26 protein-coding genes and 1 pseudogene are annotated in these 22632 nt (G+C 65.8%); 11 read left to right on the top strand and 16 right to left on the bottom strand.

Annotation, left to right across the window (positions count from 1 at the left end):
• Positions 1-6: 6 nt before the first annotated feature.
• The 3 genes from ACQPZ2_RS27575 to ACQPZ2_RS27585 form a co-directional block, all read right to left on the bottom strand.
• Positions 7-480: an inositol monophosphatase family protein gene (locus ACQPZ2_RS27575; RefSeq protein WP_433521112.1), complete on the bottom strand. Its 474-nt coding sequence runs from the start codon at positions 478-480 to the stop codon at positions 7-9.
• Positions 481-706: 226 nt separating this feature from the next.
• A complete protein-coding gene (locus ACQPZ2_RS27580) occupies positions 707-1372 on the bottom strand; it encodes an epimerase (RefSeq protein WP_433521113.1) in 666 nt (221 codons plus the stop codon).
• Positions 1373-1586: 214 nt separating this feature from the next.
• Positions 1587-2651: a fatty acid desaturase family protein gene (locus ACQPZ2_RS27585; RefSeq protein WP_433521114.1), complete on the bottom strand. Its 1065-nt coding sequence runs from the start codon at positions 2649-2651 to the stop codon at positions 1587-1589.
• Positions 2652-3021: 370 nt separating this feature from the next.
• Between ACQPZ2_RS27585 and ACQPZ2_RS27590 the strand changes: the two genes are divergently transcribed.
• Entirely contained in the window at positions 3022-3636 is a 615-nt protein-coding gene (locus ACQPZ2_RS27590; RefSeq protein WP_433521115.1) for a class I SAM-dependent methyltransferase, read from the top strand.
• Between the two features lie 33 nt (positions 3637-3669).
• On the opposite strand, the gene ACQPZ2_RS27595 is transcribed toward ACQPZ2_RS27590, so the two are convergent.
• A complete protein-coding gene (locus ACQPZ2_RS27595; RefSeq protein WP_433521116.1) occupies positions 3670-4077 on the bottom strand; it encodes a PaaI family thioesterase in 408 nt (135 codons plus the stop codon).
• Between the two features lie 66 nt (positions 4078-4143).
• Between ACQPZ2_RS27595 and ACQPZ2_RS27600 the strand changes: the two genes are divergently transcribed.
• Positions 4144-4767 (top strand): TetR/AcrR family transcriptional regulator, encoded by a 624-nt coding sequence (locus tag ACQPZ2_RS27600; RefSeq protein ID WP_433521117.1) that lies wholly within the window; start codon positions 4144-4146, stop codon positions 4765-4767.
• A gap of 347 nt (positions 4768-5114) precedes the next feature.
• Here the strand turns inward: ACQPZ2_RS27600 and ACQPZ2_RS27605 are convergent, their stop codons facing one another.
• Together ACQPZ2_RS27605 and ACQPZ2_RS27610 are read right to left on the bottom strand one after the other, a co-directional pair.
• Complete coding sequence (locus ACQPZ2_RS27605) at positions 5115-6317, bottom strand: glycoside hydrolase family 76 protein (protein ID WP_433521118.1); 1203 nt, start codon at positions 6315-6317, stop codon at positions 5115-5117.
• A gap of 243 nt (positions 6318-6560) precedes the next feature.
• Positions 6561-7142 carry a TIGR03086 family metal-binding protein gene (locus ACQPZ2_RS27610; protein ID WP_433521119.1) on the bottom strand — a complete coding sequence of 194 codons (582 nt, stop codon included), beginning with the start codon at positions 7140-7142 and terminating at the stop codon, positions 6561-6563.
• Positions 7143-7212: 70 nt separating this feature from the next.
• Here ACQPZ2_RS27610 and ACQPZ2_RS27615 point away from each other — a divergent pair, with 70 nt between their 5' ends.
• The gene (locus tag ACQPZ2_RS27615; protein ID WP_433521120.1) at positions 7213-7821 is read left to right on the top strand and encodes a TetR/AcrR family transcriptional regulator; all 609 of its coding nucleotides are present in this window, start codon (positions 7213-7215) and stop codon (positions 7819-7821) included.
• A 20-nt stretch (positions 7822-7841) separates the two neighbouring features.
• On the opposite strand, the gene ACQPZ2_RS27620 is transcribed toward ACQPZ2_RS27615, so the two are convergent.
• The 4 genes from ACQPZ2_RS27620 to ACQPZ2_RS27635 all read right to left on the bottom strand — a co-directional run bounded on the left by ACQPZ2_RS27620 (position 7842) and on the right by ACQPZ2_RS27635 (position 10889).
• Positions 7842-8579: a MerR family transcriptional regulator gene (locus ACQPZ2_RS27620; RefSeq protein ID WP_433521121.1), complete on the bottom strand. Its 738-nt coding sequence runs from the start codon at positions 8577-8579 to the stop codon at positions 7842-7844.
• Positions 8580-8609: 30 nt separating this feature from the next.
• Positions 8610-9440, bottom strand: coding sequence for an alpha/beta fold hydrolase (locus ACQPZ2_RS27625; protein WP_433521122.1), 831 nt, complete (start codon positions 9438-9440; stop codon positions 8610-8612).
• A gap of 142 nt (positions 9441-9582) precedes the next feature.
• Positions 9583-10083 (bottom strand): GtrA family protein, encoded by a 501-nt coding sequence (locus ACQPZ2_RS27630; protein ID WP_433527538.1) that lies wholly within the window; start codon positions 10081-10083, stop codon positions 9583-9585.
• A 323-nt stretch (positions 10084-10406) separates the two neighbouring features.
• A complete protein-coding gene (locus tag ACQPZ2_RS27635) occupies positions 10407-10889 on the bottom strand; it encodes a GNAT family N-acetyltransferase (protein ID WP_433521123.1) in 483 nt (160 codons plus the stop codon).
• A gap of 348 nt (positions 10890-11237) precedes the next feature.
• Between ACQPZ2_RS27635 and ACQPZ2_RS27640 the strand changes: the two genes are divergently transcribed.
• Complete coding sequence (locus ACQPZ2_RS27640; protein ID WP_433521124.1) at positions 11238-11954, top strand: MBL fold metallo-hydrolase; 717 nt, start codon at positions 11238-11240, stop codon at positions 11952-11954.
• A gap of 265 nt (positions 11955-12219) precedes the next feature.
• Here ACQPZ2_RS27640 and ACQPZ2_RS27645 read toward each other — a convergent pair whose 3' ends face one another.
• Positions 12220-13068, bottom strand: coding sequence for a helix-turn-helix domain-containing protein (locus ACQPZ2_RS27645; protein WP_433521125.1), 849 nt, complete (start codon positions 13066-13068; stop codon positions 12220-12222).
• Positions 13069-13290: 222 nt separating this feature from the next.
• Here ACQPZ2_RS27645 and ACQPZ2_RS27650 point away from each other — a divergent pair, with 222 nt between their 5' ends.
• Positions 13291-13848, top strand: coding sequence for a hypothetical protein (locus tag ACQPZ2_RS27650; protein ID WP_433521126.1), 558 nt, complete (start codon positions 13291-13293; stop codon positions 13846-13848).
• A 51-nt stretch (positions 13849-13899) separates the two neighbouring features.
• Positions 13900-14382 carry a hypothetical protein gene (locus ACQPZ2_RS27655; RefSeq protein WP_433521127.1) on the top strand — a complete coding sequence of 161 codons (483 nt, stop codon included), beginning with the start codon at positions 13900-13902 and terminating at the stop codon, positions 14380-14382.
• A 22-nt stretch (positions 14383-14404) separates the two neighbouring features.
• On the opposite strand, the gene ACQPZ2_RS27660 is transcribed toward ACQPZ2_RS27655, so the two are convergent.
• On the bottom strand, positions 14405-14974 hold the full coding sequence (locus ACQPZ2_RS27660; RefSeq protein ID WP_433521128.1) for a TetR/AcrR family transcriptional regulator: 570 nt from the start codon (positions 14972-14974) through the stop codon (positions 14405-14407).
• Between the two features lie 85 nt (positions 14975-15059).
• Here ACQPZ2_RS27660 and ACQPZ2_RS27665 point away from each other — a divergent pair, with 85 nt between their 5' ends.
• On the top strand, positions 15060-15590 hold the full coding sequence (locus ACQPZ2_RS27665; protein WP_433521129.1) for an anthrone oxygenase family protein: 531 nt from the start codon (positions 15060-15062) through the stop codon (positions 15588-15590).
• Between the two features lie 34 nt (positions 15591-15624).
• Positions 15625-15723: pseudogene (locus ACQPZ2_RS27670) on the top strand (TetR family transcriptional regulator); the annotation flags it as partial.
• Positions 15724-15757: 34 nt separating this feature from the next.
• Here the strand turns inward: ACQPZ2_RS27670 and helR are convergent.
• Positions 15758-17968: an RNA polymerase recycling motor ATPase HelR gene (helR, locus tag ACQPZ2_RS27675; protein WP_433521130.1), complete on the bottom strand. Its 2211-nt coding sequence runs from the start codon at positions 17966-17968 to the stop codon at positions 15758-15760.
• A gap of 298 nt (positions 17969-18266) precedes the next feature.
• Complete coding sequence (locus tag ACQPZ2_RS27680; RefSeq protein ID WP_433521131.1) at positions 18267-18833, bottom strand: hypothetical protein; 567 nt, start codon at positions 18831-18833, stop codon at positions 18267-18269.
• Between the two features lie 121 nt (positions 18834-18954).
• On the opposite strand from ACQPZ2_RS27680, the gene ACQPZ2_RS27685 reads away from it, so the two are divergent.
• On the top strand, positions 18955-19428 hold the full coding sequence (locus tag ACQPZ2_RS27685) for a nuclear transport factor 2 family protein (RefSeq protein ID WP_433521132.1): 474 nt from the start codon (positions 18955-18957) through the stop codon (positions 19426-19428).
• 83 nt (positions 19429-19511) lie between these two features.
• Here ACQPZ2_RS27685 and ACQPZ2_RS27690 read toward each other — a convergent pair whose 3' ends face one another.
• Positions 19512-20330 carry a patatin-like phospholipase family protein gene (locus tag ACQPZ2_RS27690; protein WP_433521133.1) on the bottom strand — a complete coding sequence of 273 codons (819 nt, stop codon included), beginning with the start codon at positions 20328-20330 and terminating at the stop codon, positions 19512-19514.
• A gap of 281 nt (positions 20331-20611) precedes the next feature.
• Here ACQPZ2_RS27690 and ACQPZ2_RS27695 point away from each other — a divergent pair, with 281 nt between their 5' ends.
• On the top strand, positions 20612-21013 hold the full coding sequence (locus ACQPZ2_RS27695; protein WP_433521134.1) for a peptidase inhibitor family I36 protein: 402 nt from the start codon (positions 20612-20614) through the stop codon (positions 21011-21013).
• A gap of 545 nt (positions 21014-21558) precedes the next feature.
• Complete coding sequence (locus tag ACQPZ2_RS27700) at positions 21559-22143, top strand: YdcF family protein (RefSeq protein WP_433521135.1); 585 nt, start codon at positions 21559-21561, stop codon at positions 22141-22143.
• A gap of 3 nt (positions 22144-22146) precedes the next feature.
• On the opposite strand, the gene ACQPZ2_RS27705 is transcribed toward ACQPZ2_RS27700, so the two are convergent.
• Positions 22147-22599, bottom strand: a complete 453-nt coding sequence (locus ACQPZ2_RS27705; RefSeq protein WP_433521136.1) for an Lrp/AsnC family transcriptional regulator — start codon at positions 22597-22599, stop codon at positions 22147-22149.
• Positions 22600-22632: the final 33 nt, after the last annotated feature.

Raw genomic sequence — 22632 nt, forward strand, 5'->3', positions numbered from 1 at the left:
GTGCTCTCACCCGAGAGTTTCGGTCCTCGTTACCGCCAGTGCGTGGGCCGGGCCCAATTCTCCTGCGGCGCAAGTACTGGTCCATGCGCCTGCCGTGCGTGATGCCCACCAGCGGCGCCGCATTGCCGGCGCCGAGATCCCAGCGGTGAGAACCTCACGATCGCCCTCGACTGCGATCAGGGTGCTCCACTCGGATCGTCCAGCGGCGAAGTTGTCTGTGCCGTCGATCGGGTCGAGCAGCCACCGCCGTGCGGCGCTGCCATGGGCACCGAACTCTTCTCCTACCAAACAATCCTGGGGCCTGTCCTGTGCGAGTCGTGCGCGGATGGCCCGCTCGATGGCGTAATCGGCGACCGTGACGGGGCTGCCGTCGGACTTGGATTGCGTCGCAATGCTTCCGGCCGAGAAGTACCGCATCGAGATGTTGTCGGCGGCATCGGCCAATTGGTGGACCAATGCGAGATCATCCAGCAGCGTCACAGGTACCAGAGCTTAGGAGACAAGCCTTCCACTGCCCGAGTGAGATCGACTATGCCCATGAATCGCCTGGCGCACTGCGAGAAAGCGCACGGAAATGCCGCTGCCCGAACCGGCCATACCGCGGCAGCATGTGACCGAAGCCATGCCCGATTCACGGTTGCTCCCCGGCTCGTCGGTCACCGCCAATGCCCTCGCCGGGCGGCCACCGCACGAGCGGACACTCCCGCTAGGACGTAGCTCGCGCGGTGATCTCCCGTGGCGTGAGCACGCGAGTGTCCGCCCCGGAGGCCGCGACCGCGATCATGGCGCGACCGATCTCCCGATTATCGTTGACCGCGTTCGGCGCCAGCCGCTTGAACAGCGGGATCAACGGCCCCGTCACTTTATACGCGGCGCGATACAGCGGGGTCTTGGAGACCACGCCGTCCATGGGCTGTACGAATCCAGGCCGGAACATGTACGCCTGGAAGGGAAGTGCGAGCAGATCGTTCTCGGTCTTCCCCTTCACCCGCGCCCACATCGACCGCCCCTTCTCCGTGCTGTCGGTGCCCTGGCCGGAGACATAGATGAACGTCAGTGTCGGATTCACGGCGGCCAGTGTGCGACCGACCTGCAAAGCCAGGTCGTAGGTGATCCGGCGGTAGTCCTCCTCTTTCATGCCGACGGAGGAGACGCCGAGGCAGAAGAAGCAGGCGTCGAACTCCGACAGTTCGCCGGCGATCGCGGAGAGATCGGTCGGATCGGGCTGGACCAGCTCGCGCAGCTTGGGGTTCTCGATGCCCAGCGAGCTGCGCCCGAGGGCAAGAACCTGCTCGACCCGCTCGTCCCGGAGGCACTCGTTGAGAACCCCCTGCCCTATCATGCCGGTCGCGCCGAAGAGGATTACCTTCATGCCAGGATCTTGCCCCAGCGATGGCGGCGAAGTGCTGACTGCCGCTCAGCGTCGTCCGACATCGGCACTTGTGTGCTGCTCGGACCGGCCGACGCAGCGACTGGCCATGGACCTTGCCGCAGCCTGTTCGAGTAGAACGGCAAGACAGGCAGCCGTCGTGCGCGATCCACTCGGGCCCGGCCTGCTATGTCGCCGTGGCCCGGCCGGGAAATGTTCATCTGGCGACCGGATGTCGGTTGGTGGTGCGGAGGGGCGCGCCGACGTGGTGCATGTGCCGCAGCGCCTCGCGGTAGGAGGAGATCAGCCCGGTCTCGTGGTACGGCACGCCGATTTCGGCGCAGTAGTCGCGGACGATCACCTGGGCGTGACGCAGGTTCGGCGTCGGCATGCTCGGGAACAAGTGGTGCTCGATCTGATAGTTGAGCCCGCCGAGGGCGAGGTCGGTCAGCACGCCACCTCGCACGTTGCGGGAGGTCAGCACCTGACGGCGTAAGTAGTCGGTGCGGTCGTCGCCGGTCAGGGTTGGCATGCCCTTGTGGTTCGGGGCGAAGACGCAGCCCATGTACAGGCCGAACAGCGCCTGGTGGACAGCGAGGAACGCGAAGGCTTTGTCGGCGGGCAGGACCGCGAACAATGCGGCCAGATAGGCGGCGAAGTGGCCGAAGAGCAGCGCGCCCTCCAATCCGCGGTATTTGATCGATCGATTTCTGAGCGCACGTGCGCCGGCCACATGGAGATTCAGGCCCTCCAGCATCAGTAGGGGGAAGAACAGGAAGGCCTGCACCCTGCCGATGAGACGAGGCAGACCACGGCTGGCCCGCGCCTGCCGTTGTGACCAGACCAGGATGTCGGGCGCGACATCGGGGTCGAGTTCCTCGTGGTTCGGATTGGCGTGATGCCGGGTGTGCTTGTCCTGCCACCAGCCGTAGGCCAGGCCTATGCCGGCGTTGCCGACAAGTCGGCCCACGACCTCCGTCGGCCGCCGCAACCGGAAGACTTGGCGGTGCGCGACATCGTGCATGACGAGTGCGACCTGAGCGCACGTCACGGCCATGAGCGCCGCGACCACGAGCGTCCACCACGAGTCGCCCACGAGGACGAACGCCACCCAGCCGGCCGCGAACGCAATCGCGACGAGGCCGAGCCGGACGGCGTAGTAGACGGGACGCCGGTTCATCAGTCCCGCGTCGGTGATCCTGCGCAGCAGACGGGCGAAATCACCGCCGCCGCGCCGCGATGGCTGTGGACATGACTGTGCAGCAAAGGCCGGTGTCGTCATAGATCTTCCTGAGAGCTGAGTCGGAGATGCCACCTCCGCCCGTCTTCGATGCCGACCGGTCGATGTCGATCGGAGATCTGATCCAGCGGCCACGGCTCGGTGCGTCCGGAGCGGGGTGACGATTTCGATACACCGAAGCTATCGGCCGGATTCTCATCCCATGTAATCCCTTGGTATGACCCGGAATCGGACTGCGGTGTGATATCGGATGTCCACCGCAGACCGAGGATCCGGGATGCAGAACCGGGCGCTCGAGGATTGTCGATGGGCGGGCTGCACAGGCGGCGGGCACCATCAGGCCGGGCGCTCACCATCGGCACGGCGGTGGCACAGTGAACCAGAGGCGGGCCGGAGAGAAGAGGAACAGACCATGAGCGGACGTACCCCCAGCCAGTGGGAAGAGCTCACTGCTGCTGACCCTGCGCATTCGACGTGGTACGTGGAACGGTTCCGCGCATTGGCAGCCGAAGGCACCGATATCGTCGGAGAGGCGCGGCTGGTCGACGCGATGCTCGACCGCAGTAGCCGAGTCCTGGATGCGGGGTGCGGTCCGGGGCGTGTGGGCGCCTACTTGCACCGCGTCGGTCACGTCGTGGTCGGCGTCGACGTCGATCCGGTGTTGATCGCCGCGGCGGAGCAGGACTATCCGGGTCCGACCTGGATTGTCGGTGATCTCGCCGAACTGGATTTGCCGGGCCGCGGGATCGGCGGCGACTTCGATGTCATCGTCTGTGCGGGCAACGTGATGACATTTCTGGCACCGGCCACCCGGGCGGCGGTGCTGGCCGGGTTCGCCCGCCATCTCGCTCCAGCTGGTCGGGTGGTTGTGGGGTTCGGCGCCGATCGTGGTTACGAGTTCCCGCAGTTCCTGGCAGATGCCGAGGACGCCGGACTCACGGTGGATCTGCGGCTATCGACGTGGGATCTGCGTCCTTTTACCGACGATTCCGATTTTCTGGTCGCGGTGTTCTCGCGCGCGGATTGAAGCCGCCCTGCTCCGGTCGCTGATCTTTCGGATTCAGGCGGCCGCATGTGGAACACGTGTCTGCACAGTCTGGATCACGTGAACGCACAGCTCGCCGGACTCGTCCGCGATTTGCACACCCACCACCACCGCATTGCGGCTGACGCGCACCGGCGCGGCGACCGCATGCGCCGCTCCGCGGACCGGACGCAGAAAATGCGTCGTCGAATCGGTCGTCGCGGGCAGCGCCCCCGGAGCGGAATTGAGAACCGCGCAGACCGCGGCAGCCGCATCGGCCAACCCCATCAGAGCACCGCCGTGCAGGCCACCCCCCGTTGTCGACAGCTCGACGGTGTGGGTCAGGCGGGCGGTTACCACGGAGGGTGTGAGTTCGGTGAACTCCACTCCGAGAGTGTGGACGAACGGAGCGAGTCGGTAGACGTCTTCGGCGGTGATGGTCATGGTTGGGCCTCTCATCGTTGTAGAGACTTCACTCTACAACGATGTCTGGAGAGTATTCTCTACAGCGTGGTGAGATTCGTACACGACACCGCGGCGATCCTCGACGCCGCTGCGCGGCTGCTGGCTACACAGGGTCCCGCCGGTGTCACGATGTCCGGGGTGATCCGGGAATCCGGTGCACCGAGCGGATCGGTCTACCATCGCTTCGCCGATCGGCCATCACTGCTGGCCGCCCTGTGGAACAGGGCCGTCGGGCACCTGCACCGGGACGCCTACGTCCTGTTCGGCGAGGACGATCCGGTCGAGGCCGCCGCCGCGATCACAGGCCACATCGTGCAGTGGTGCCGGAGCAACCCGCTCGACGCGCAGGTTCTGCTCGCAGGTGTCCACCAATTCGCTCCCCAGAGCTGGCCCGCCACCGCGTGTGAGGAGCGTGCCGCCGAAACAGCCCGGTGGGATGCCGCCATCCGCGGACTCGTCCACTCGTTGCGCGCCGAAACCGGATTGTCCACGGCAACAATCGTTCTCACCATCGTCGACCTGCCCTACGCCGCGGTGCGGCGATATCTCACAGCCGACCGGCCGATACCCACAGAACTCGACGTCCAGGTACCCACCATGGTGCGCACGCTGCTGAACAGCATGCCTGCCACAGAAGACAGAGCCGCCGTTCGAGGGACGCGCGGTTAAGCTGGACGAGTGAATGCCCTGCGGCGGTTGCTATTCGCCTACGACCCGGCGACGACCGATCCGCGGCAGCCGGAACGGGGCGAAGTGAGACTGCGAACCTCGCAGGCGAAACAACCAGCTCAGCTGATGACACGACCGGCGTGAATATCCTTCCGGCAGAAAACAACTGGAGTTACGGCCGGACAGCACCGGACAAGGCGGGCGGTGCGTTCTGTCGGCGGCTCGGCGCATTGGTTGTCGCGGCTGGACGACGCCGAACTCGACGCCCGGGGGCCGCGGTTGCTGTCGATCCTCGTCGACGGTCTCCGCGCCCACCGCCCCTGAGGCGAATGCGCCGGGGGTGTGCGTCAGCGTCCCGCAGCGGTGAGCTGGTAATCCGCTTCGAGCAGCATCCACCCGCTCAGCTGTACCGAGAGATCGCGGCTCAGGTTCGCCGACGGAGCGGCGGACGAATGCGTAAGCGGGGGAAGGGTTCCCGGAGTCTCCGGCACCGCGACCGCGCGGGCCCAGTCCGGACCGAACAGGGGTAGCCCGTCCACCTCGGCGCGATTTTCCCAGGCCGCCCGCGCGGAAGCGTGCACGATATTCGCGGCGATGGTGTCGTCCAAGGCCAGTGCGGCTTCGGCGAGATATCTGGCGAGGATACCCATGAACAGCCCCGAGTCGTTCCCGGAGGCCGCGGCGATCACCCCGGCGTCCGTGAGCCGGTCCGCGGTCGCGGCAACGAGTGCTGCCACGCGGCTGCGATGGCTCGATTCGCCGGTGCGCACTGCCAACTCGGTTTCCAGCCCGATGGTCACGCCCTGGCTGTAGGTATGGACAGTCCGGTCCACTCGTGCGCCGGGCTCATGGACACCGTCGAGGATCAGGCCGCTGTCGGTGTCGCGCAATCGCGTGTACAGGAAATCGGCAAGTTGCCGGGCGCGGGACAATTCGCCCAACCGCGCCATAGCGATACCGGTCGGACCGATCGCAGGGGTGTTGTAGAAATCGTCGCCGGACCGCCAGGGCACCGCACCGACGATCGGGTTCCAGCCCTCGATCAAGGCGGCCCGCAAGTCCCCGATGGCGGCGCCGAACCGGACACCGAGCAGCCGGTCGGCGCGTTCGAGCGCCAGCACCAGCCACGACATATCGTCGTAGTACCGGTTGGTCCAGCCGGTGAGATTGCGGGTCAGAATACCGCGCGCGAGGGTGACGACCCGGTCGATGCGTTCGGGAGTGCGGGTGCGGTACGCGGCGTCCACCGCACAGTCGAGGAGGTGGGCTTGCCACCAGTAACACCATCGCACGAACGACTGGTCCAGCAAGGACGACGGCCAGACGAGCGCACCCAACCGCATTCCCGACTGCCCCCAGAGCGTGCGCACGTGCCGTTGCACAATCGCCTGTTCCGCGAGCTCAGCCCGCTTCCCGGGCGCCTCGGGGCCGGCTGACACCTTCCGCGTGATCCCCGCCTGCGTCGGCTGCGCCATTGCGGTGAGCGCGATCGAGGCTCCGCCCGCCAACAACACACCGCGTCGGCTGATCACCTTGTTCCGGCGATCCATCCGCTCGGACTCCCTTTACTGAACAACGTTCCCCGCAGCCGGAAACCGCGCAGCTACACCCTATCTCGCAACGACCACCACCGCGCGCCGCCGACCGGCGCCCGCCGGTGCGGGTATCAACCGCCGAGTGTGGCCGCCGCCGTTGCGAGATCGACGAACACCGTTTCGCCGTTGGCCTCGTCGAGGCCGTCATCATCGGCGACCCTGAAATCTCCGATCTCCGAACCGCTTCGGTGGAGCGCGCTATTCCCGGCCGTCGGCAGCGTTCCGATGGGGCTGCCAGTGGGGATCGCGGCCGAGAAGGGCTGCGATGACGTCCAGTACGGGCAGCGGTCGGTCTGGCTCCACCGGGGGCCGATAGACGCCATCCGGGCCGTTGAGCGAACTGCCCGGCGCGGTGATCGACTGAGCAATCGGCAATGCGAGCGCGGTGAGACGGTCGGGGACCGGGCAGGGGCGGCACAGCGCACGGGACAGGTCCCAACGGTGCACGAGCATGTCGACGAAATGGACCGACAGCACTGTGTCCGTTGCCATCGGGCCGCGCTGCGGCAGGTTCACGACATCGCCGGTCTGTTCCATCGCGACCACCCACCGTGCGGCTGTGCGCGCGAAATCGTCGCGGGGATTGTCGGCGTGGTCGTCGATCGGCGCGAAGATGGACGCGATGACAGCCTCGTGGCGTTCGTTCATGTGACTCACAAGGTCCGCGACGGTCCAGCCCGCACACGGTGTCGGCGCGTCCAGGTCCGCATCGGAAACAGTGGCCACATCGTGTGCGATCAGCGCCAGGGCCGTCGCGTCGAGTCGTAGCAGATCACTCATCAGCACACTCTCATTAGCATTCGATCGTTCGCTATAAGCATAGCGAACGATCGGACGCTATGATGGATTGATGTCGCCACGCAGCTCATTCGCCGAAGCGGCCCGCACCCGGGATCGAATCGTGCGGACCGCGGTCGAGGAGGCGTCGTGCATCGGTTTGGAAGGTCTCACGATCGGGTCACTCGCCGACCGGCTCGCCATGAGCAAGGCAGGTGTCATCGGCCCCTTCGGATCTCGCGAAAACCTGCAGAACGCCGCACTCGAACAGGCCGGCCAAATCTTTCGGACAGCGGTACTCACCCCTTCGACGGCGCTGCCTCCCGGCGCGGCCCGCCTGGAACGACTGATCGACGCCTGGATCGATTACCTGGCCGAATGCCCTTTTCCCGGAGGGTGTTTCGTCACCGCGGCGTCGACCGAACTCGATGGGCGGCCCGGAATGTTGCGGGATCGGCTGCGTGGCGTCGTTGCCGACTGGCGCACCTTTCTCACCGCCGAAATCGCTGCGGCACAAGACGAAACGACCGCTTCGCATCGCCGCCCCGACGAGATCGCCACCGTGCTCATCGGCATCTCCATGGCGGTCAATCAGGAAATCCAACTGCTCGACGACGAATCCGCCGCCCAACGTGGCCGCGCGGCCATGCGCACCGCGGCCGGGCTGCCTCCGTCACCATAGCTTCGACCACAATGCCGACTTCAGCTGTGGCGCCGGGCGGTTCGGCGCCGCTCGGCGCGGTGAGCGAGCGCATCGATGATGCGTTGCCATGCCGGTGACGCCTCGGAGATCCGGGAAGAGATCAGTTGCAGGCTCTCTGGTCGGCCGCTGTCTCGTTCGTGTTCGATCTCCCATGCGTCCAGGTCGTCGATGAGCCGGTCCAGGCGTGGATCGTGCGGATCCCAGTCGACTGCTCGATCGCAGGCGAGATACAGGCGCGTGGTCTCGGGGTCGTCGAGGCCCGCGGTCTTGTCCCGTATCCGCTGCGGCATGGCCTGCGGGTCCAGCGCCTGCAGCAGGATCCACGAGTCGCGCTCGAGTCGTACCCTCTGTTCGCTGACGCCGAGACTACGCATCCGGTTCAGGATGGCGACCACGTCGGGGGGCAGAACAAGGCTTTCACCGCTTGCCAAATCGGCGATGCGGCTGCGGTATTCGGTGAGCTGGTCGATCTTGCGCTGCAATTCGACGTCGATGTCCGCGATGGCCGCGGCGAATTCGGTCGGCTGCGCATGGAGCAGTGCATCGATATGGGCCAGCGGGACACCGGCGTCGGCGAGGGTCCTGATCCGGATGAGGTCGACCGCGGCTTGCGCGCTGTAGCGGCGGTAGCCGGAGGCATCGCGCTCGGGCTCGGGCAACAGGCCGACGTGGTGGTAGTGGCGAACGGCGCGCACGGTCACACCTGCGGTCGCCGCCAGCCGGCCGATGGTCAGCACCGTTTCCCTGTCGTCATGGTTGTGCCGAGTCTAGAGGGGCGCCACCCGGTTTACGACGTCGCGGATCGCCTGGACCACGGCGTCGGGGCGGTCGAAGCAGAGCCGGTGGTGGAGGGTGTCGGAGAGGATGCGTTGTTCCCCGTGCGAGACCCCGCTCACCAGGGCCGCGTCCATTCTCGTCTTGGCGTCGTTCATCTCCGGCGAGGTCAGCGCCTGCTGGGTAGGGTCGCTGCCCACGACGGTGAGTGCGACCACCGGGACGTCCGGGATGCTCGGCCCTGCTCGCAGTTCGCTGGCGAGGTCGGTCAAGGTGGCACGCTCGGCGATGCCGACCCGCATCCATTCGTCGCTCACCTTGGCATCGATCAGTGGTTGCCGTATGTGCTCGGGGTAGTCCGCGAGCAACTCGGCGTGTATCTCGCGCAGGGCCGGGCGCATCTTTCGGAGCTGCTCCGGATCAGGTCCCATCTGCTCGATGGCGGCCAGACTCGCTGCGGGAGGCATGAATTCGTCCCAGTCGCGGTGCAGGACGTCCAAGCAGACCAGTCCCGCCACGTCCTGCGGGTACAACTGCGCGAACCGATGCGCGTAGCAGCCGCCGAGGGAGTGTGCCGCGAGAACGTAGGGAGCGGTGACGTTCTGGGCGCGCAGCAGCTCGCGCAGTTCCGTGGCGACCGTGGCGGCAGTGCGCGGCAGGGCCAGGGAATCGCTGTAGCCCGTGCCGCCACGGTCGTAGACCACAGCGGTGGTGAATTGCGAAACCTGTTGCTGGACACCGAAGTAGTCCAGACCGACCCGCGCTCGCGCCGGGCAGAAACACGACGGCCGGTCCGCCGCTGCCCGACCGATGCACGAAAACACGGCGGCCGTCGATTTCCTGAAACCCGCCGATCGGCGGAGCGAGCCGAGTCGCGGAAGTGATGTCATTCGTCATGCGACAAGACTCCAACCCTGACGCAGGGTCAGGGTCGAACCTTCCGCCGCAGTATCCGAAACGTGCTGATCAACGCGCCGCCTGCGACAGATCGGATGGCCTGTGCTCGAAGACGAAGCCGCGCAGTGCCAGAAAGCGCATAACGCCGATCGCCGCCAGGATGGCGATCACGGCGCAGATCTGTGCGATGTCACCGAGGCCGGGTGCCCAGAATTCGAGACCGGCCAGCGCCGCGGTGCTGATCAACAGGCCGATCAGCGCCAGCCCGCCGCCTTCCCACTGTGCGGTGAACCAGCCGACCCGTCCGGCCGCGTGGAAGGTGAGCTGCCGGTGCAGTTCGTTCGCGATCACCGTGCTGACGATCGAGCCGACGATATTGGCGACCAGCGGGCCGATCCCGTTCATGGCCATGAACAGCAGGATGTAGGCAACGTTGCTGGACCCGCCGACCAGGGCGAAGCGGATCAGCTGGGCGAAGGCGTGATCACCGCCCAGATACCGCATCACGCGGGCGAGTCGGTCCAGCCATTCCGTACGCAGTATCGGATAGTGGCCAGCATCGATAGTCAGATCGATGCCATCGAGGATCGTCTTGTCCCCGTATGCCTTCCACAACCCGGAAGCCGCAATTGCTGTGCTGTTCACGTGAACACTGTCGCCAGCCCGGCTGATGCCGACCTGACGCCAACCTGACACGACCACTGATACGCGCCCTGACGAAAAGCGGAGCCACGAGGAATTCCTCGCTGCATTCCGGCAACGCGAGGTCGCCGCCCGAGAAGCCAACGGCAGTGAATGCCACATCCGCACCGCTGGCTTCCGTCACGGAAATCGTTGACGGAGTTCGACTGCGACCATCAACGCGCACTCGTTTCCGGCGAGGAGTGGACCCATCACCACGTATCGGGCGGGTTCGAACTTGCCGACTTCAGCATGCGCCCGCTGGCGGTGTCGCCAGGTGCACAACCCACATCGGCGAATCCGTGACGCCGATAAAGGCGGATTGCGGCCTGGTTGTCAACTTTGACCGACAGGCCGACCTCTCGGCCGTTTGCCCAGTGCAGCACTGCACGGATCGCTGCGTCGCCGACACCTCGGCCGCGGGCGAACGGCGCGACCCACATCGACATGAGTTCCACCGTGCCGGTGTCCACCGTGCCGGCACTGACCATGCCCGCCGCAACGCCGCGCCACCGGATGATGACATTGAACGCAACGTCGGCTAACCGCGCACGCCACCGCGCTTCGTTGTCGCCGGGACCAGTCCAGTCGGCGAGTGTCGAGCCGAACGCCTCCGGTGCGTCCCGCAGAGCCTGTCGGCGGAGCCGACGCCATATCGGCCAGTCGTCGGGTCCGAGTACCTGCACGTCTATCACGTCACCCCCTCGTGTCCGCTTGTGCTGCCGCCAAATGCCGCGGGTCTGCCGCGGCATCACCATCGGCTCGGCACTCGCCGCCGGGCTCGCCGCTGTCGCTGCACCTCGCTCCCGTCGCGCTGGGCGCCGGGACACCGCTGCTCACCGGCGGCGTGCCGCGCATGCTGGCGCAACGCAGCGTGACCCCGACCTCGACGGCGACCCGACTGACCTATGACGTCGTTGTCCGATACCCGATGAATACGCCACGTCATCCGATCCGACAAGATCGGCAGGAGCCTGCGAATTCGGTGCGCGGGAGCGCGTCGGCGAGCAAAATGGCGGGGACGGCACAAGTAGGGAGGTTTCATGGAAACCCGTACCGACGAGATCGCCGAAGATATCTACCGCATCTCTACCTTCATTCCCGAGGTAGGGCCGACGGGCTTCACCTTCAACCAGTTCCTCGTCGATGCCGAGGAACCGTTGCTGTTCCACGCTGGTATGCGTGCGTTGTTTCCGCTGGTGTCCGCGGAAATCGCGCGGATCATGCCGGTGGAACGGTTGCGCTGGATCACCTTCGGTCATGTCGAAGCCGACGAATGCGGAGCGATGAACCTCTTCCTCGCTGCCGCACCGCATGCGCAGGTGGCGCACGGTGAGCTCGGCTGCCTCGTCTCGATCGACGATATGGCGGATCGGCCGCCGCGCAGGTTGGCCGACGGTGAGGTCATCGATCTCGGTGACCGTCGAGTACGGCATCTGGATACTCCGCACGCACCGCACAACTGGGAGGCGCGCGTGCTGTACGAGGAGACCACCGGCGTGCTGTTCTGCGGTGACCTGATGACCCAGCTGGGTAGTGGCCCGGCACTGACCGATTCCGACCTGGTCGAGCAGGCGGCCGTCGCGGAGGACGTGTTCCACGCCACCTCGTTGGGGCCCGCCGTGCCCGCCACTCTGAATCGGCTCGCGGAGCTGGCACCCACCACGCTGGCGATCATGCACGGTTCCAGCTTCGTCGGAGACGGGGCCACCGCGCTGCGCAATCTCGCCACGGTCTACCAGGACCGCTTGGACTCCTGATCGCCCGGAAGCTCACGGCCGCAGATGTTTCCGTGCGGCTCGGCGCATCCGGAAAATGCCGTTGGGCGGACACTGGGCGAGTCCGTTGTCGGATAACAAGTTGTAGGGTTGTGGCCGCAGGGCTACGCCTGCCAATGTGGGGCTTGCGGCCCGATACCCCCAGAACTGACACGCTGGGGAGCACTCGGACAGGACTGAACGGTCACCTCATCAGCCTTGCGATTGATTGGAGCGCGGTCCCGCTCGCCCAGTACGGCGATCCCGATCACCCGACCGACGGCAGTTGGCCACCGCTTCCCTCCGACGCTTGCGCCAACGTCGACGATCTCAGCACCGCCGCGGTGCGGGCCGCGGGCTGATCCGGACGGACGAGGCCGAGACTGTGCGCTTTGCGCAGTGCCGAGATGCGGTCGCGCACACCGAGTTTGCGGTAGATGTTCTCGGTGTGCTTGGACACGGTCGATGGGGTGATCGTGAGTCTGGTGCCGATGGCGCGCGCGGTCAGCCCATCGCAGAGCAGAGTCAGGACCGCGAGCTCACGTGGAGTGATCTTGTGTTCGGCGGGGTCCCCCGGTCCTGTGCCGGTGATGACCGCTGCCTCGTGGGCTTCGACGGTGTCGAGCAATGATCTGGCGAGCGCGGCGTATTCGAGGTCGCGATCGCTGAATCCGAGGCCGCTACGGCTCATGATGACACTGCGGATTCTGCCCGGCCCCGCGGACAGCGGCAAAGCGAGCTGGCGGTCGATGCCGATCGCGTCCTTACCCGCTCGATACCCCTCCCCTTTCCACCAGCGGTCGTCGGCGACCTCGTCCATGCTCAGTGGTGTCATGTCCCGAGTGTGTGCGTAGTGCCGCAGCAAGGGATGAGATCGCATGTGCGCGTGGATGAGTGCGTCCAGCGGGGCCTCGTACAACCAGTCCGGGGCACCGGTGAGCGCGTGACCGGTGCCTGCGTCCCAGTCCAGGTCGACCAGGACAGCCAGGTCACACGGTAGGTCAGCGGTCAACCTCTGCATCAATAGCGGCCAGACCCGCACCGGCTGCTTCTCGGTGATGATCTCCAGCGCTAGATCGTGGATCTTCTTGGCGTCCCCACCCGGCCGATCGGTCACTCCTGCATTGTGCACCAACGGATCTCGCATATCAGCCGAAAGGCCGGACCGCCATACGCAAGTCTGCGTATGGCCACTGGCGCAACATGGAAACTACCGTTGAAGTGCACGTAATCAGTTGGCCGACAACACTTTCGAGTCAACGCGCTCGGCAGTAGTGGTGTCGGAAGACACGAACAGGGGACAGAAATGATGCGACGGATCATGGTATCGATGGGGTCGGTGTCGGCGGCGCGCGAAAATGCACGTCCCCGTCGTCAGCGCCTCATGATCTCGGCGGCAACCCTATTGGCCGCTGCCGGAATCGCCGGGACCACTCTCGATGCCGCACCCACCGCGCACGCGGACATACCGTCGCTGTACCCGCTTTACACATGGTGGAATCCGGAACGCGGCGACAACTTCACCACCGGCAACCGCAACGACGAAAACAGCGCCACCGCCGCCGCCTACCTGCCCATCCGCAAGGAAGCCTTCGTCTACGAGACCCAGCAGCCGGGAACCGTACCGCTGCACCTGTTCTGGAGCAACAGCCGCCAGGACAACTTCAGCACAGCGACGCAGGTAGGCATCGATTCCGCCTACAGTGCCGGATATACCTACATCGGCATTCAGGGATATATCAACACCAGCCAGGAGCCCGGCACAAGCCCGCTGTACCAGTTCTGGAGCGAAGCGCGCCAGGACAACGTCATCGCAGTCGATCAGACCACCATCGACTCCGCGTACAGCGCAGGTTATGTGCTCATCCGCGTCGAAGGCTACGCGCCGCACTACTGACCCGAGAAGATTCCGGCCATCCGGCGGCGATCGGCGGTATAGAAAGTTCCCATGGCTCGCATCGGCGTCACCGGACATATGAACATCACGGCCGATACGGTCCCGTTCGTGTACGACGGGATCAGGAAAGTCCTTGCCAGACAGGGAGACCCCGACGATCTGGTGGGTGTCAGCTGCATTGCTCGCGGCGCTGACTCGGTATTCGCCCGGGCGGTGCTCGATGCCGGTGGGCGGCTGGAAGTAGTACTGCCGTCCGCGAATTATCGACAGCGGAAGGTGAAACCCGACCACGCGGAGCTGTTCGACGAGCTGATCGCACGCGCCGATACCGTGCGCGTCATGGACTTCGACGACGCCGGGCGGGAAGCCTACGAGGCCGCCAACGAAGCCGTGCTGTCATCCTGCGATCGGCTCGTCGCGGTATGGGATGGCGAGGTCGGCGGCAAAGGCGGGACCGGCACGGTGGTCGCGCTGGCGCGAGCCCGTGACGTGCCGGTGGAGATCGTTTGGCCGGACGGAGCCGAGCGAGAGTGACCTACCGATTGTCTTGCCGAGCTCAGCCGAACAGACCGGCGCGCGCCGCGGTCGAAGCCACTGCCGCGGCCGCGTCGGCGGTGCTGTCGTCCACCGGCTCACGGGTGATCAGCACGCGGAAATAGATCGGCGCCACAAGAGTTTTGATCAGCTCGACGGGGTTTGTGCCAGCGGGGAGTTCACCGCGTTCGACGGCGCGCGTCACGACCGGCAGCGCCTTGCGGATGCGGTCACGGAAAGCATGGCGGGTCGGATCGGGCGGCGCGGCATTGGACAGCATGACAGCGAGGACCGCCCGGCCGGACGGGCTGCTGATCCACGCGACCAGACTGCGCGCCAGCGCGCGCAGGTCGTCCTCGACCGAACCCGTGTCGGGGATGGGGATTTCCGCTTCGACGCTGTCGGCCAGTGCATCGGCGATCAGTTCGTCCCGGTCGGCCCAGCGCCGGTAGACGGTGGTCTTGTGCACACCGACGCGCTGGGCGACGTTCTCGACGGTGAATGCGGCGTAGCCGTGCTCACTCAACTCGTCGACGGTCGCGGCCAGCACGGCGGCGCGAATCTTGGGTCCGCGTCCTAGCGGTGCGGTCATTGCAACTCCTTGTTGCGATATCGGCTTACGGCAGGCATGCTGACGATATCGCAACTTGATGTTGCGATATGAGATGGGAGTTCCGATGTTGTCGAAATCCGTCCGGGCCGCGGCGCTGCTGTTCCCCGGCCTGCTCGCCGGTGCGTTCGGCTACGGCGCGGTGAACGTGCTGTACGCGTTTCGCGAAGTGCCCCTTGATGTTCGGTTCACTTTTCATACCGCGCTCATGCGCGTCAACGGCCCGGTGATGCAGTCACTGATGGGTCTCGCCGTCCTGAGCACATTGATCCTGGCGGTGCGGGCGAAGTCATCGTCGCGGTGGGTCGCGGCGGGCGCCTCGGCGCTGACGTTCATCTCATTCCTGGTGACCCGCTTGGGGAACGTGCCGATCAACCAGCAGATCAAACGCTGGGCGGTAGGCACGCCCCCCAGCGACTACGCCGACATCCTGCGACGTTGGGAACTGTTCCATTTCACCCGAACCGGCTGCGCACTGCTCGCATTCATCCTCGTGATCACCGTCGTCGTCGGATCCACCCCGACCCGCGACGACGCCACGCCGCCCCGCTCCGCCGCCGACGAACCTCCGGCCGAGGTCGCCGCAGCGACCCGGTGACGACACAGGCCGGACCACCGTCGACGGCGGCCCGCGCAGGCTCGCCGGTTCACTCCAGGTCCAGCCCGGTGCGTTGTACTGGCACTTCCCCAATAAGCAGGCGCTGCTCGGCGCGGTCGCCGACCGGATTCTGGCCCGGCATCGCGTCCGGGGCCGCACACGGATCGTTAGGCCAACCCTCGATCACCGGCCTCGGCGAGACCACCGATTTCGGCGAGTCCGGTCAGGGCCTGCGGCAGCGGGCCCTGATGCAGGACACCGAGGCGCTGGGTGGCGCGGGTCAGGGCGACGTAGAGTTCGGCTGCGCCACGTGGCCCCTCGGCGAGGATTCGTTCCGGCTCCACGACCAGGACGGCGTCGAATTCGAGGCCCTTCGTCTCCGAGGCAGGCACCGCGCCCGGCACGCCCGGAGGCCCGATCACGATGCTGGTGCCTTCGCGACCGGCTTCGTCGCGGACGAATTCCGCTATGGCATTGGGCAATTCGTCCTCCGACACCTGCTTGGACCAGGGCTGGACGCCGCACGCGCGGACCGACTCCGGTGGCTGGACTCCCGGCGCGAACTCGGCGAGCACCGCGGCGGCGACGCTCATGATCTCCGCTGGGGTGCGGTAATTCACCGATAGCGACCGATAAACCCAGCGGCTGGGCACGTACGGTTCGAACATCGTGTCCCACGATGTCGCTCCGGCCACCGACCTGCGTTGCGCGAGATCGCCTACCACCGTGAAGGATCGGCCCGGGCAGCGCCGCATCAGGACCCGCCAGTCCATTTCGGACAGCTCCTGGGCTTCGTCGACCACCACGTGTCGATAGGTCCAATCCCGGTCCGCGGCAGCGCGTTCGACGAGTTCACGGGTATCACGCTCGAGGAAGCGCTCGGCGAGGTCCTCGGCGTAGAGCATGTCCTGGGCGAGCAGGCCGATGTCGTCGTTCAGGTCCTCGCGCTCGATGAGAGTGTCGAACACGCCCGCGGCGTACTCGGCCTCGGCTTTGCGTTCCCGCTCGACGACGCGCGCGGCGGCCTCGTCGGCCGCCTTGTCGCGGCCGAGCAGATCGACCAGTTCGTCGAGCAGTGGCACGTCCGACACCGTCCAGGCTTCGCCGTCGGCGCGCCACAGGGACTTGTCGGCACCAGCCGCACGCAGGCGGTCAGCGGACGAATACAGCTGTGCCAGAAATATTTCCGGCGTCATTATCGGCCAGAGTTCGTCGAGCGCGGCGGTGAACTGGTCGTTGTCGGCGAGTTCGGCGAGCAGGTCGGTCCGCAGGTTCTCCCATGCCTCGCGGTCCTTCCTGGTCAGCCAGCCACGACCGATCCGGCCGATCGCCCGTTCGGTGAGCACGTAGGTGACGATCTCGCCGAACACCGCGCGGGCCTCGTTGTGCGGCAGTCCGCTCGCGCGTGCCTCCTCCCTCGCCCACTCCGCGGTCTCGGTGTCGATCCGCACCGTGACGTCTTGCAGTTCGATCGGCACCGGATGCTCCGGCACCCGCTGACGATCGGCGATGGCCGCCGCGAGCACGTCCAGGATCTGCAGCGAGCCCTTGAACCGCGCGGCATCCGGGGTGTCCTCGGCGGTGACGCGCAAACCGGGCAGCAGATCGCCAGTCGTCATGAACACGACATTCGTCTCGCCCAGCGACGGCAGCACGCGGCCGATATGGTTGAGGAACGCCGGATTCGGCCCGACCACGAGCACACCGTTGCGTTCCATCCGCTCCCGCTGGGTATAGAGCAGGTACGCGACGCGGTGCAGCGCCACCACGGTTTTCCCGGTGCCCGGGCCGCCCTCGATCACCAGCACACCCGGGTGATCGAGCCGGATGATCCGGTCTTGTTCGGCCTGGATCGTCGCCACGATGTCGCGCATCCCCGCACCGCGCGGCGCATTGACCGCCGCGAGCAGGGCCGCGTCCCCACGCTCGCCATCACTCGGGCGGCCGAGCACCTCGTCGGTGAAATCGACAACCCGACGCCCGTGCGTGTGGAACTGGCGGCGTCGACGCATGTTCTCGGGGGTCGCGGCAGTGGCGACATAGAACGCCCGCGACGCGGGCGCCCGCCAATCGAGCAACAGCGGCTCGTACTCGTTCTCCTCGTCGAAGATACCGATCCGGCCGATGTAGGAATGTTCGCCCGAAACGGTGTCCAACCTGCCGAAACACAGCCCGTTGTCAGCCACGTCCAGCCGCTTCGCCGCCCTGGCCAGCGTGCGCACCTCGACATCCCGTTCCATGGGTGTCGCACCGGTTCCTCGCAACGCCGCGGTGTACTTTTCCTTCACTCGCGCGCGTTCGGCGTCGAGCCGCGTGTAGAGCCCGGCCACGTAGCCTCGCTCGGACCGCAATTCGTCCTCGTACCCCTGAGTCGTCATATGTCCCTCCCCTTCTCGGCTCGACGGGCTCGACCCATACGTCGACAGCACACGCAATTCGCGACTCCCATTTCCGCAGGTTCTGGCTTCGGCCAGTGATTGTGCGGTACGACCGGGGTCTTGCCGCAAGCCCCCGGGTGCGCTATAGATTGAATACGGAAGGGAGTCCCCTTCGTTCTTCGATCCGCTGTGACGGACAAAATCCTCGGCAACGTACACACGTCGGCGACGACACCACCGCGGTCGTGGTTCCAGCATCACTCCTGCCAAAGCAATAATCGAGCGCTGCGAGGGCGCCCTACTTCATGAGCCTCAGCAGGCCGAGGTTCGGTTCGAGTGCGCCGTCCTGGCCGAGCGCAAAGAAGTCTGCTTCTACGGCCGAGCGGTCGAGTTTCCCAGCGCGCACCGCGCGGTAGCGCACGAACGACCAGAGGAAGACGTCGAGGTTGTCGAAGCGGGTGCCGCCCTCGAGCACCTCCTCCTCGTGGAACCACACGGCCACTTGGCCGTTGGTGAGTACGACATACAGATTGCCGCCGCCGTCCGCACCGATCGAGTAGACATCGTCGTCGGTCAGCGCGGTCGTATAGTCCGAATCGATGATGCCGCAGTCGTTTCCGGCGAAATCGAACCCGTAGGACCAGTCGAAGATGTCCAAGAACTGCGGCAGCACGCCTGACCGGACCCGGCGGTCGAACGCGGCCAGCGCCGCCGCGTCCGTAGGGGCCAGGCGCGTGAGAAACGGTTCCACCGGTCGGATCCGCTCGGGAAGCTGGACGGCTTCGGTAGCGGGGAACCAACGCGCCACGTCGGTGTCGAAGTCGCGATCGGTGTAGCCGACCAGGTCGGCGAGGGTAAGCGTCACGCACGGATTGTAGAAGTGCCTCCGCGCTGTCGATACACGAGAGCCTGTGCGGCACAACAGGCCAACGGTATTACGTCGGAGGTAATCGACGGGGCACATCGGTGCGGGCATGGTGGCAGGTATGAACGATCTCGGGACGATCACCACCCGCACCGTCGTCGAGGAGTTGCTGCGCCGAATCGGTGCGGGCGATCCGGACGCCACCGCCGCGCTCTACGCCCCGATCAGCGACTGGAAGCTGAATTGGCCGGAGAACGAGCACAACCGACCTGCCACCCCATGGATCCGGCACCGCGCCACACGCGCCGACGCGGCCGAGCATTTTCGCGAGATCGCTCGCCACCACGTGCCCGAGCACGTCGGCACCGTGATCGAACGCATCCTGGTCGACGGCCCGGATGCGGTGGTGCTCGGCGAAATTCGCCAGACTGCCCGCCCCACCGGACGCCCCTATCGCTCCCGTTTCGCGCTGCACCTCACCATCGAAGACGGCCTCGTCACCCGCCATCACGTCTACGAGGACAGCCTCGCCGTCGCCCAGGCATTCGACACACAGCTACCCGAGCACGATCGAAGCGGCTCGAACGCACCATAGTTCCGCGCACCGCTCTGCCCGAAGCGGCCACACAAACGCCCGAAGGTCAACGCACCGAGAACATTTCGCCACCATAAGCACGCCTACCAGACATCGAGGATCGCTGTGGCCACCCGAGTGGCCTGGGCCGAGCCGGTCTCGAAACAGGCCGCCCACCGGGTACGGTCGGCGAAGTCGGTGCCCAAGGCTGCGCTGCTGGCCTCATCGGGCACGATGTGCGCCTTGGCATTCGCCACGCTGGTCGGGAAAAGATGACCGAGGGGCTCGATGACTACCAGCGTGTCGGCACCGGTGACGAGGTCGGCGTTGATGCCGTTACGGAATCCCCCGTCCAGATAGTGCCTGCCATTGATCTCGACAGGAGCGGTAAGGCCAGGCACGGCCGAACTCGCCGCCGCAGCCAGATACGGTGCCACCCCGTCGGCCGAGGTGAAGACCACCAGCTGACCTGTCTCGACATCGATGACGGGAATGCGCAGCCCGCCATGCGACCAAGAACTCGCACCGACCAGGTCACGCATCCGGTCGACGTGCACCGATGCCGGACCAGCAGCGGCGGCAATCGCAAGACGGCCGATCTGCCTGCGCACTTCGTCCCGGCGCGTTTCCTCCGGATCATTACCCGCCGCCCGCGCCAACGCCAACGCCTTGCCGACCACCTCCGGATCGCCCACGGACGGTCCGGATTCCGGCTGCGCCGCACGGGTAGCAAGAACGGCGAGATCCCGTCCGGAGGTCAGCACGACCGCCGCGATGGCACCGGCTGAGGTACCGACAATCGTGTCGGCCTCGGCGAGATCGACGCCTGCTCGGCGCAGACCGTGAAGGAACCCGATCAGCCAAGCGGTGCCGACCACACCACCCGGCCCCAGCACGACAGCCCTGCTCTCCTCAGTTCGCATGCGACCACCCTATAAGTCGAACGATCACACCACGAGCGGTGATCTTCCTGAGAAATTATGCAGGCCAAGGTGTTTCGCAGTCAGCAGAGCAGGTGCCGCACAGCTACCCGCCGAACAAACTCTCGCTCGGCACAGCAACGGAATTGTCCCGCCTTATCGGCCTCGCGCTCGGGGGCTGAGCTGCTCGATTAGTCGGCCGTTGGTGGGTCGTTGGTGAGTCCGCACAGAGTTGGTGTCAAGCCGTCGGAAGGCCGACACCGATTCTCACGAAGGACATCACCATGAAAAGCAACCGCGCCAACGCCGTTCGCCGTCTGGTCCCGATCGCCGCGGCCGTGCTGACACTCGGCACAGTCGCGGGTGGCACGATGATCTCGGCCGCCCCGGCATCCGCGTCACCGAGCTACGACTGCCCGGGCGGAATGTTCTGCGGCTGGGACGGCGCCAATGGCACGGGCAGCATGCTCTTTCAGTACGACGCGGGCTGTTTTCTGCACGACATCGGCAACGGCGGTGTCGGCGACCGTTTGACCTCGTACTGGAACCGCACCGGCGTAACCGTGGCGGTGTACAACTGGACGGGCGAGCGCTGGCAGCTGCTCGCCTCCGTCGCGGACAACGCTCGGGGCACCCTGCCATCCAGCGCGGACAACAAGGCCGACGCCGTGGAGATGTGCCGCTGAACCTCGCCTGTATGTGAGTGCGAAGTGCCCCCGGGAACGTCGCACTCACATACCCATTTCACAGGTGGCATCCTCACGAATTCCCATCGGCTGGATAAAGACTCACGATCAACGGGTACGAAGTCATCACGGAGTGTGTTGTAGCGGGATAGCATCAGTCCGATTCCCACGCTGTCGAGGGCCGCGACCGCCGGGACGCACCTGGAACCATGCGACGCCCACAGGACGGCCTCATAGATGCACGAAGATCCCGACCTTGCCCAAGCACAGGTCTTCTTGGAAATACTGACGAATCGGGCCGAGACGCTGACCCGTGAACTCGGACACACCCACCGCCTGCGCCCGGCATCCCGCGAAGAATTAGTGGTTGAACTGCGTGCCATACAGCGATTCATCGACCGGCTGCACCGCAGGTTCCCGGCAACCTGTCCTGGTCGCTACGCCGGTGAATTGCGACGTTGATCGTCGGCGACCTGCCTCGGGGATGCAGCAAGAGATACCGGTGAAAAGCCATGTCGCGAACCGGCTTTTCGAGGAGCTTGTGCTTGGCTGAATTCGTGCGGAAACGGACTTGGCTTTCGGTTACCGGTCTCGTGCTCGTGCTGCTGTGGGGCGAGTGGGAGAACTGGCGCGCTTCGCACCGGCTCGTGGGATCGGTCACGGGCGCCTCCGAGGCCATCGTGGTCCTCGGCTACCGCAACGCGGGCACACGCGCGAACGTCATGAACCGGTGGCGCGTGCGAGCCGGTCTGCGGTCCATCGACCCGACCATGGTCAGCAGTCGCCTCGTGCTCTGTGGAGGGGCTTGCGCGGGTCCGCAATCCGAGGCAGCCCTGATGGCCCGCTACGCCACGGAGACGTGCGGATACAGCGGCGAGCTCGTCCTGGAGGATCAGAGCCGGACCACCTGGGAAAACATCAGTTTCGCGATCCCATATCTGAAGGACAGCGACCGGATCAAGATCGTCTCGATTCCCCTGCACGCCGAGAAGGGGCGACAATACCTCGCCCAGCAACGCCCGGAGCTGGCGTCGCGTCTGGTGCGGGGAGCGGATTATCGGTTCGGTGAGTGGATGGCGGCAAAGCCGGTACTGGCCCTCTACGGCCTGTGGAAAGAGGCTCGCGGCTGACTCTCACAACGGCAGTGGCTTGTATTCGACCACATTCTTCATGACGAGGGTGGAGTTGAGGCGTTGCACGCCGGGCAGGGTCGCAAGTCGGTCGTCGTAGATCTGCTGGAAGGCGGGTAGATCGCGGGCGACGACGTGGAGGAGGTAGTCGGGGTCTCCGAAGAGCCGTTGGGCCCGCAGCACATGTGCGATGTCTGCGACGGCGTTCTCGAAGGCGGCTACGGTCTCGCGGTCGGCGCTGCGCATGGTGACGAATACGAGCGCCTCGAATGTCAAGCCGAGGGCGTTGGCGTCGAGTTGCGCGCGGTAGCCGCTGATCGCGCCGGATTGTTCCAGAGCGCGCAAACGGCGATGGCACGGCGAGAGGCTCAGCCCGACCCGGTTGGCGAGCTCGGTGACGGTCAGCCGCCCATCTTCCTGGACTGCGGCAAGAATCTTTCGGTCAAGGCCATCCATGAGGACAATTCTCCCTCGAACAGGCGTCTTCGA

This window comes from Nocardia pseudovaccinii (assembly GCF_050942345.1).
GTDB classification, from domain to species: Bacteria; Actinomycetota; Actinomycetes; order Mycobacteriales; family Mycobacteriaceae; genus Nocardia; species Nocardia pseudovaccinii.

What these genes read in the sequence shown, in the direction of transcription:
- ACQPZ2_RS27605 (WP_433521118.1), bottom strand. Translation starts at nt 6,317, where the DNA reads ATGGATCGCCGGAACAAGGTGATCAGCCGACGCGGTGTGTTGTTGGCG.
- ACQPZ2_RS27665 (WP_433521129.1), top strand. Translation starts at nt 15,060, where the DNA reads ATGTTGTCGAAATCCGTCCGGGCCGCGGCGCTGCTGTTCCCCGGCCTG.
- ACQPZ2_RS27695 (WP_433521134.1), top strand. Translation starts at nt 20,612, where the DNA reads ATGAAAAGCAACCGCGCCAACGCCGTTCGCCGTCTGGTCCCGATCGCC.
- ACQPZ2_RS27655 (WP_433521127.1), top strand. Translation starts at nt 13,900, where the DNA reads ATGGCTCGCATCGGCGTCACCGGACATATGAACATCACGGCCGATACG.
- ACQPZ2_RS27585 (WP_433521114.1), bottom strand. Translation starts at nt 2,651, where the DNA reads ATGACGACACCGGCCTTTGCTGCACAGTCATGTCCACAGCCATCGCGG.
- ACQPZ2_RS27690 (WP_433521133.1), bottom strand. Translation starts at nt 20,330, where the DNA reads ATGCGAACTGAGGAGAGCAGGGCTGTCGTGCTGGGGCCGGGTGGTGTG.
- ACQPZ2_RS27705 (WP_433521136.1), bottom strand. Translation starts at nt 22,599, where the DNA reads ATGGATGGCCTTGACCGAAAGATTCTTGCCGCAGTCCAGGAAGATGGG.
- ACQPZ2_RS27580 (WP_433521113.1), bottom strand. Translation starts at nt 1,372, where the DNA reads ATGAAGGTAATCCTCTTCGGCGCGACCGGCATGATAGGGCAGGGGGTT.
- helR (WP_433521130.1), bottom strand. Translation starts at nt 17,968, where the DNA reads ATGACGACTCAGGGGTACGAGGACGAATTGCGGTCCGAGCGAGGCTAC.
- ACQPZ2_RS27685 (WP_433521132.1), top strand. Translation starts at nt 18,955, where the DNA reads ATGAACGATCTCGGGACGATCACCACCCGCACCGTCGTCGAGGAGTTG.
- ACQPZ2_RS27615 (WP_433521120.1), top strand. Translation starts at nt 7,213, where the DNA reads ATGTCGCCACGCAGCTCATTCGCCGAAGCGGCCCGCACCCGGGATCGA.
- ACQPZ2_RS27640 (WP_433521124.1), top strand. Translation starts at nt 11,238, where the DNA reads ATGGAAACCCGTACCGACGAGATCGCCGAAGATATCTACCGCATCTCT.
- ACQPZ2_RS27660 (WP_433521128.1), bottom strand. Translation starts at nt 14,974, where the DNA reads ATGACCGCACCGCTAGGACGCGGACCCAAGATTCGCGCCGCCGTGCTG.
- ACQPZ2_RS27595 (WP_433521116.1), bottom strand. Translation starts at nt 4,077, where the DNA reads ATGACCATCACCGCCGAAGACGTCTACCGACTCGCTCCGTTCGTCCAC.
- ACQPZ2_RS27610 (WP_433521119.1), bottom strand. Translation starts at nt 7,142, where the DNA reads ATGAGTGATCTGCTACGACTCGACGCGACGGCCCTGGCGCTGATCGCA.
- ACQPZ2_RS27590 (WP_433521115.1), top strand. Translation starts at nt 3,022, where the DNA reads ATGAGCGGACGTACCCCCAGCCAGTGGGAAGAGCTCACTGCTGCTGAC.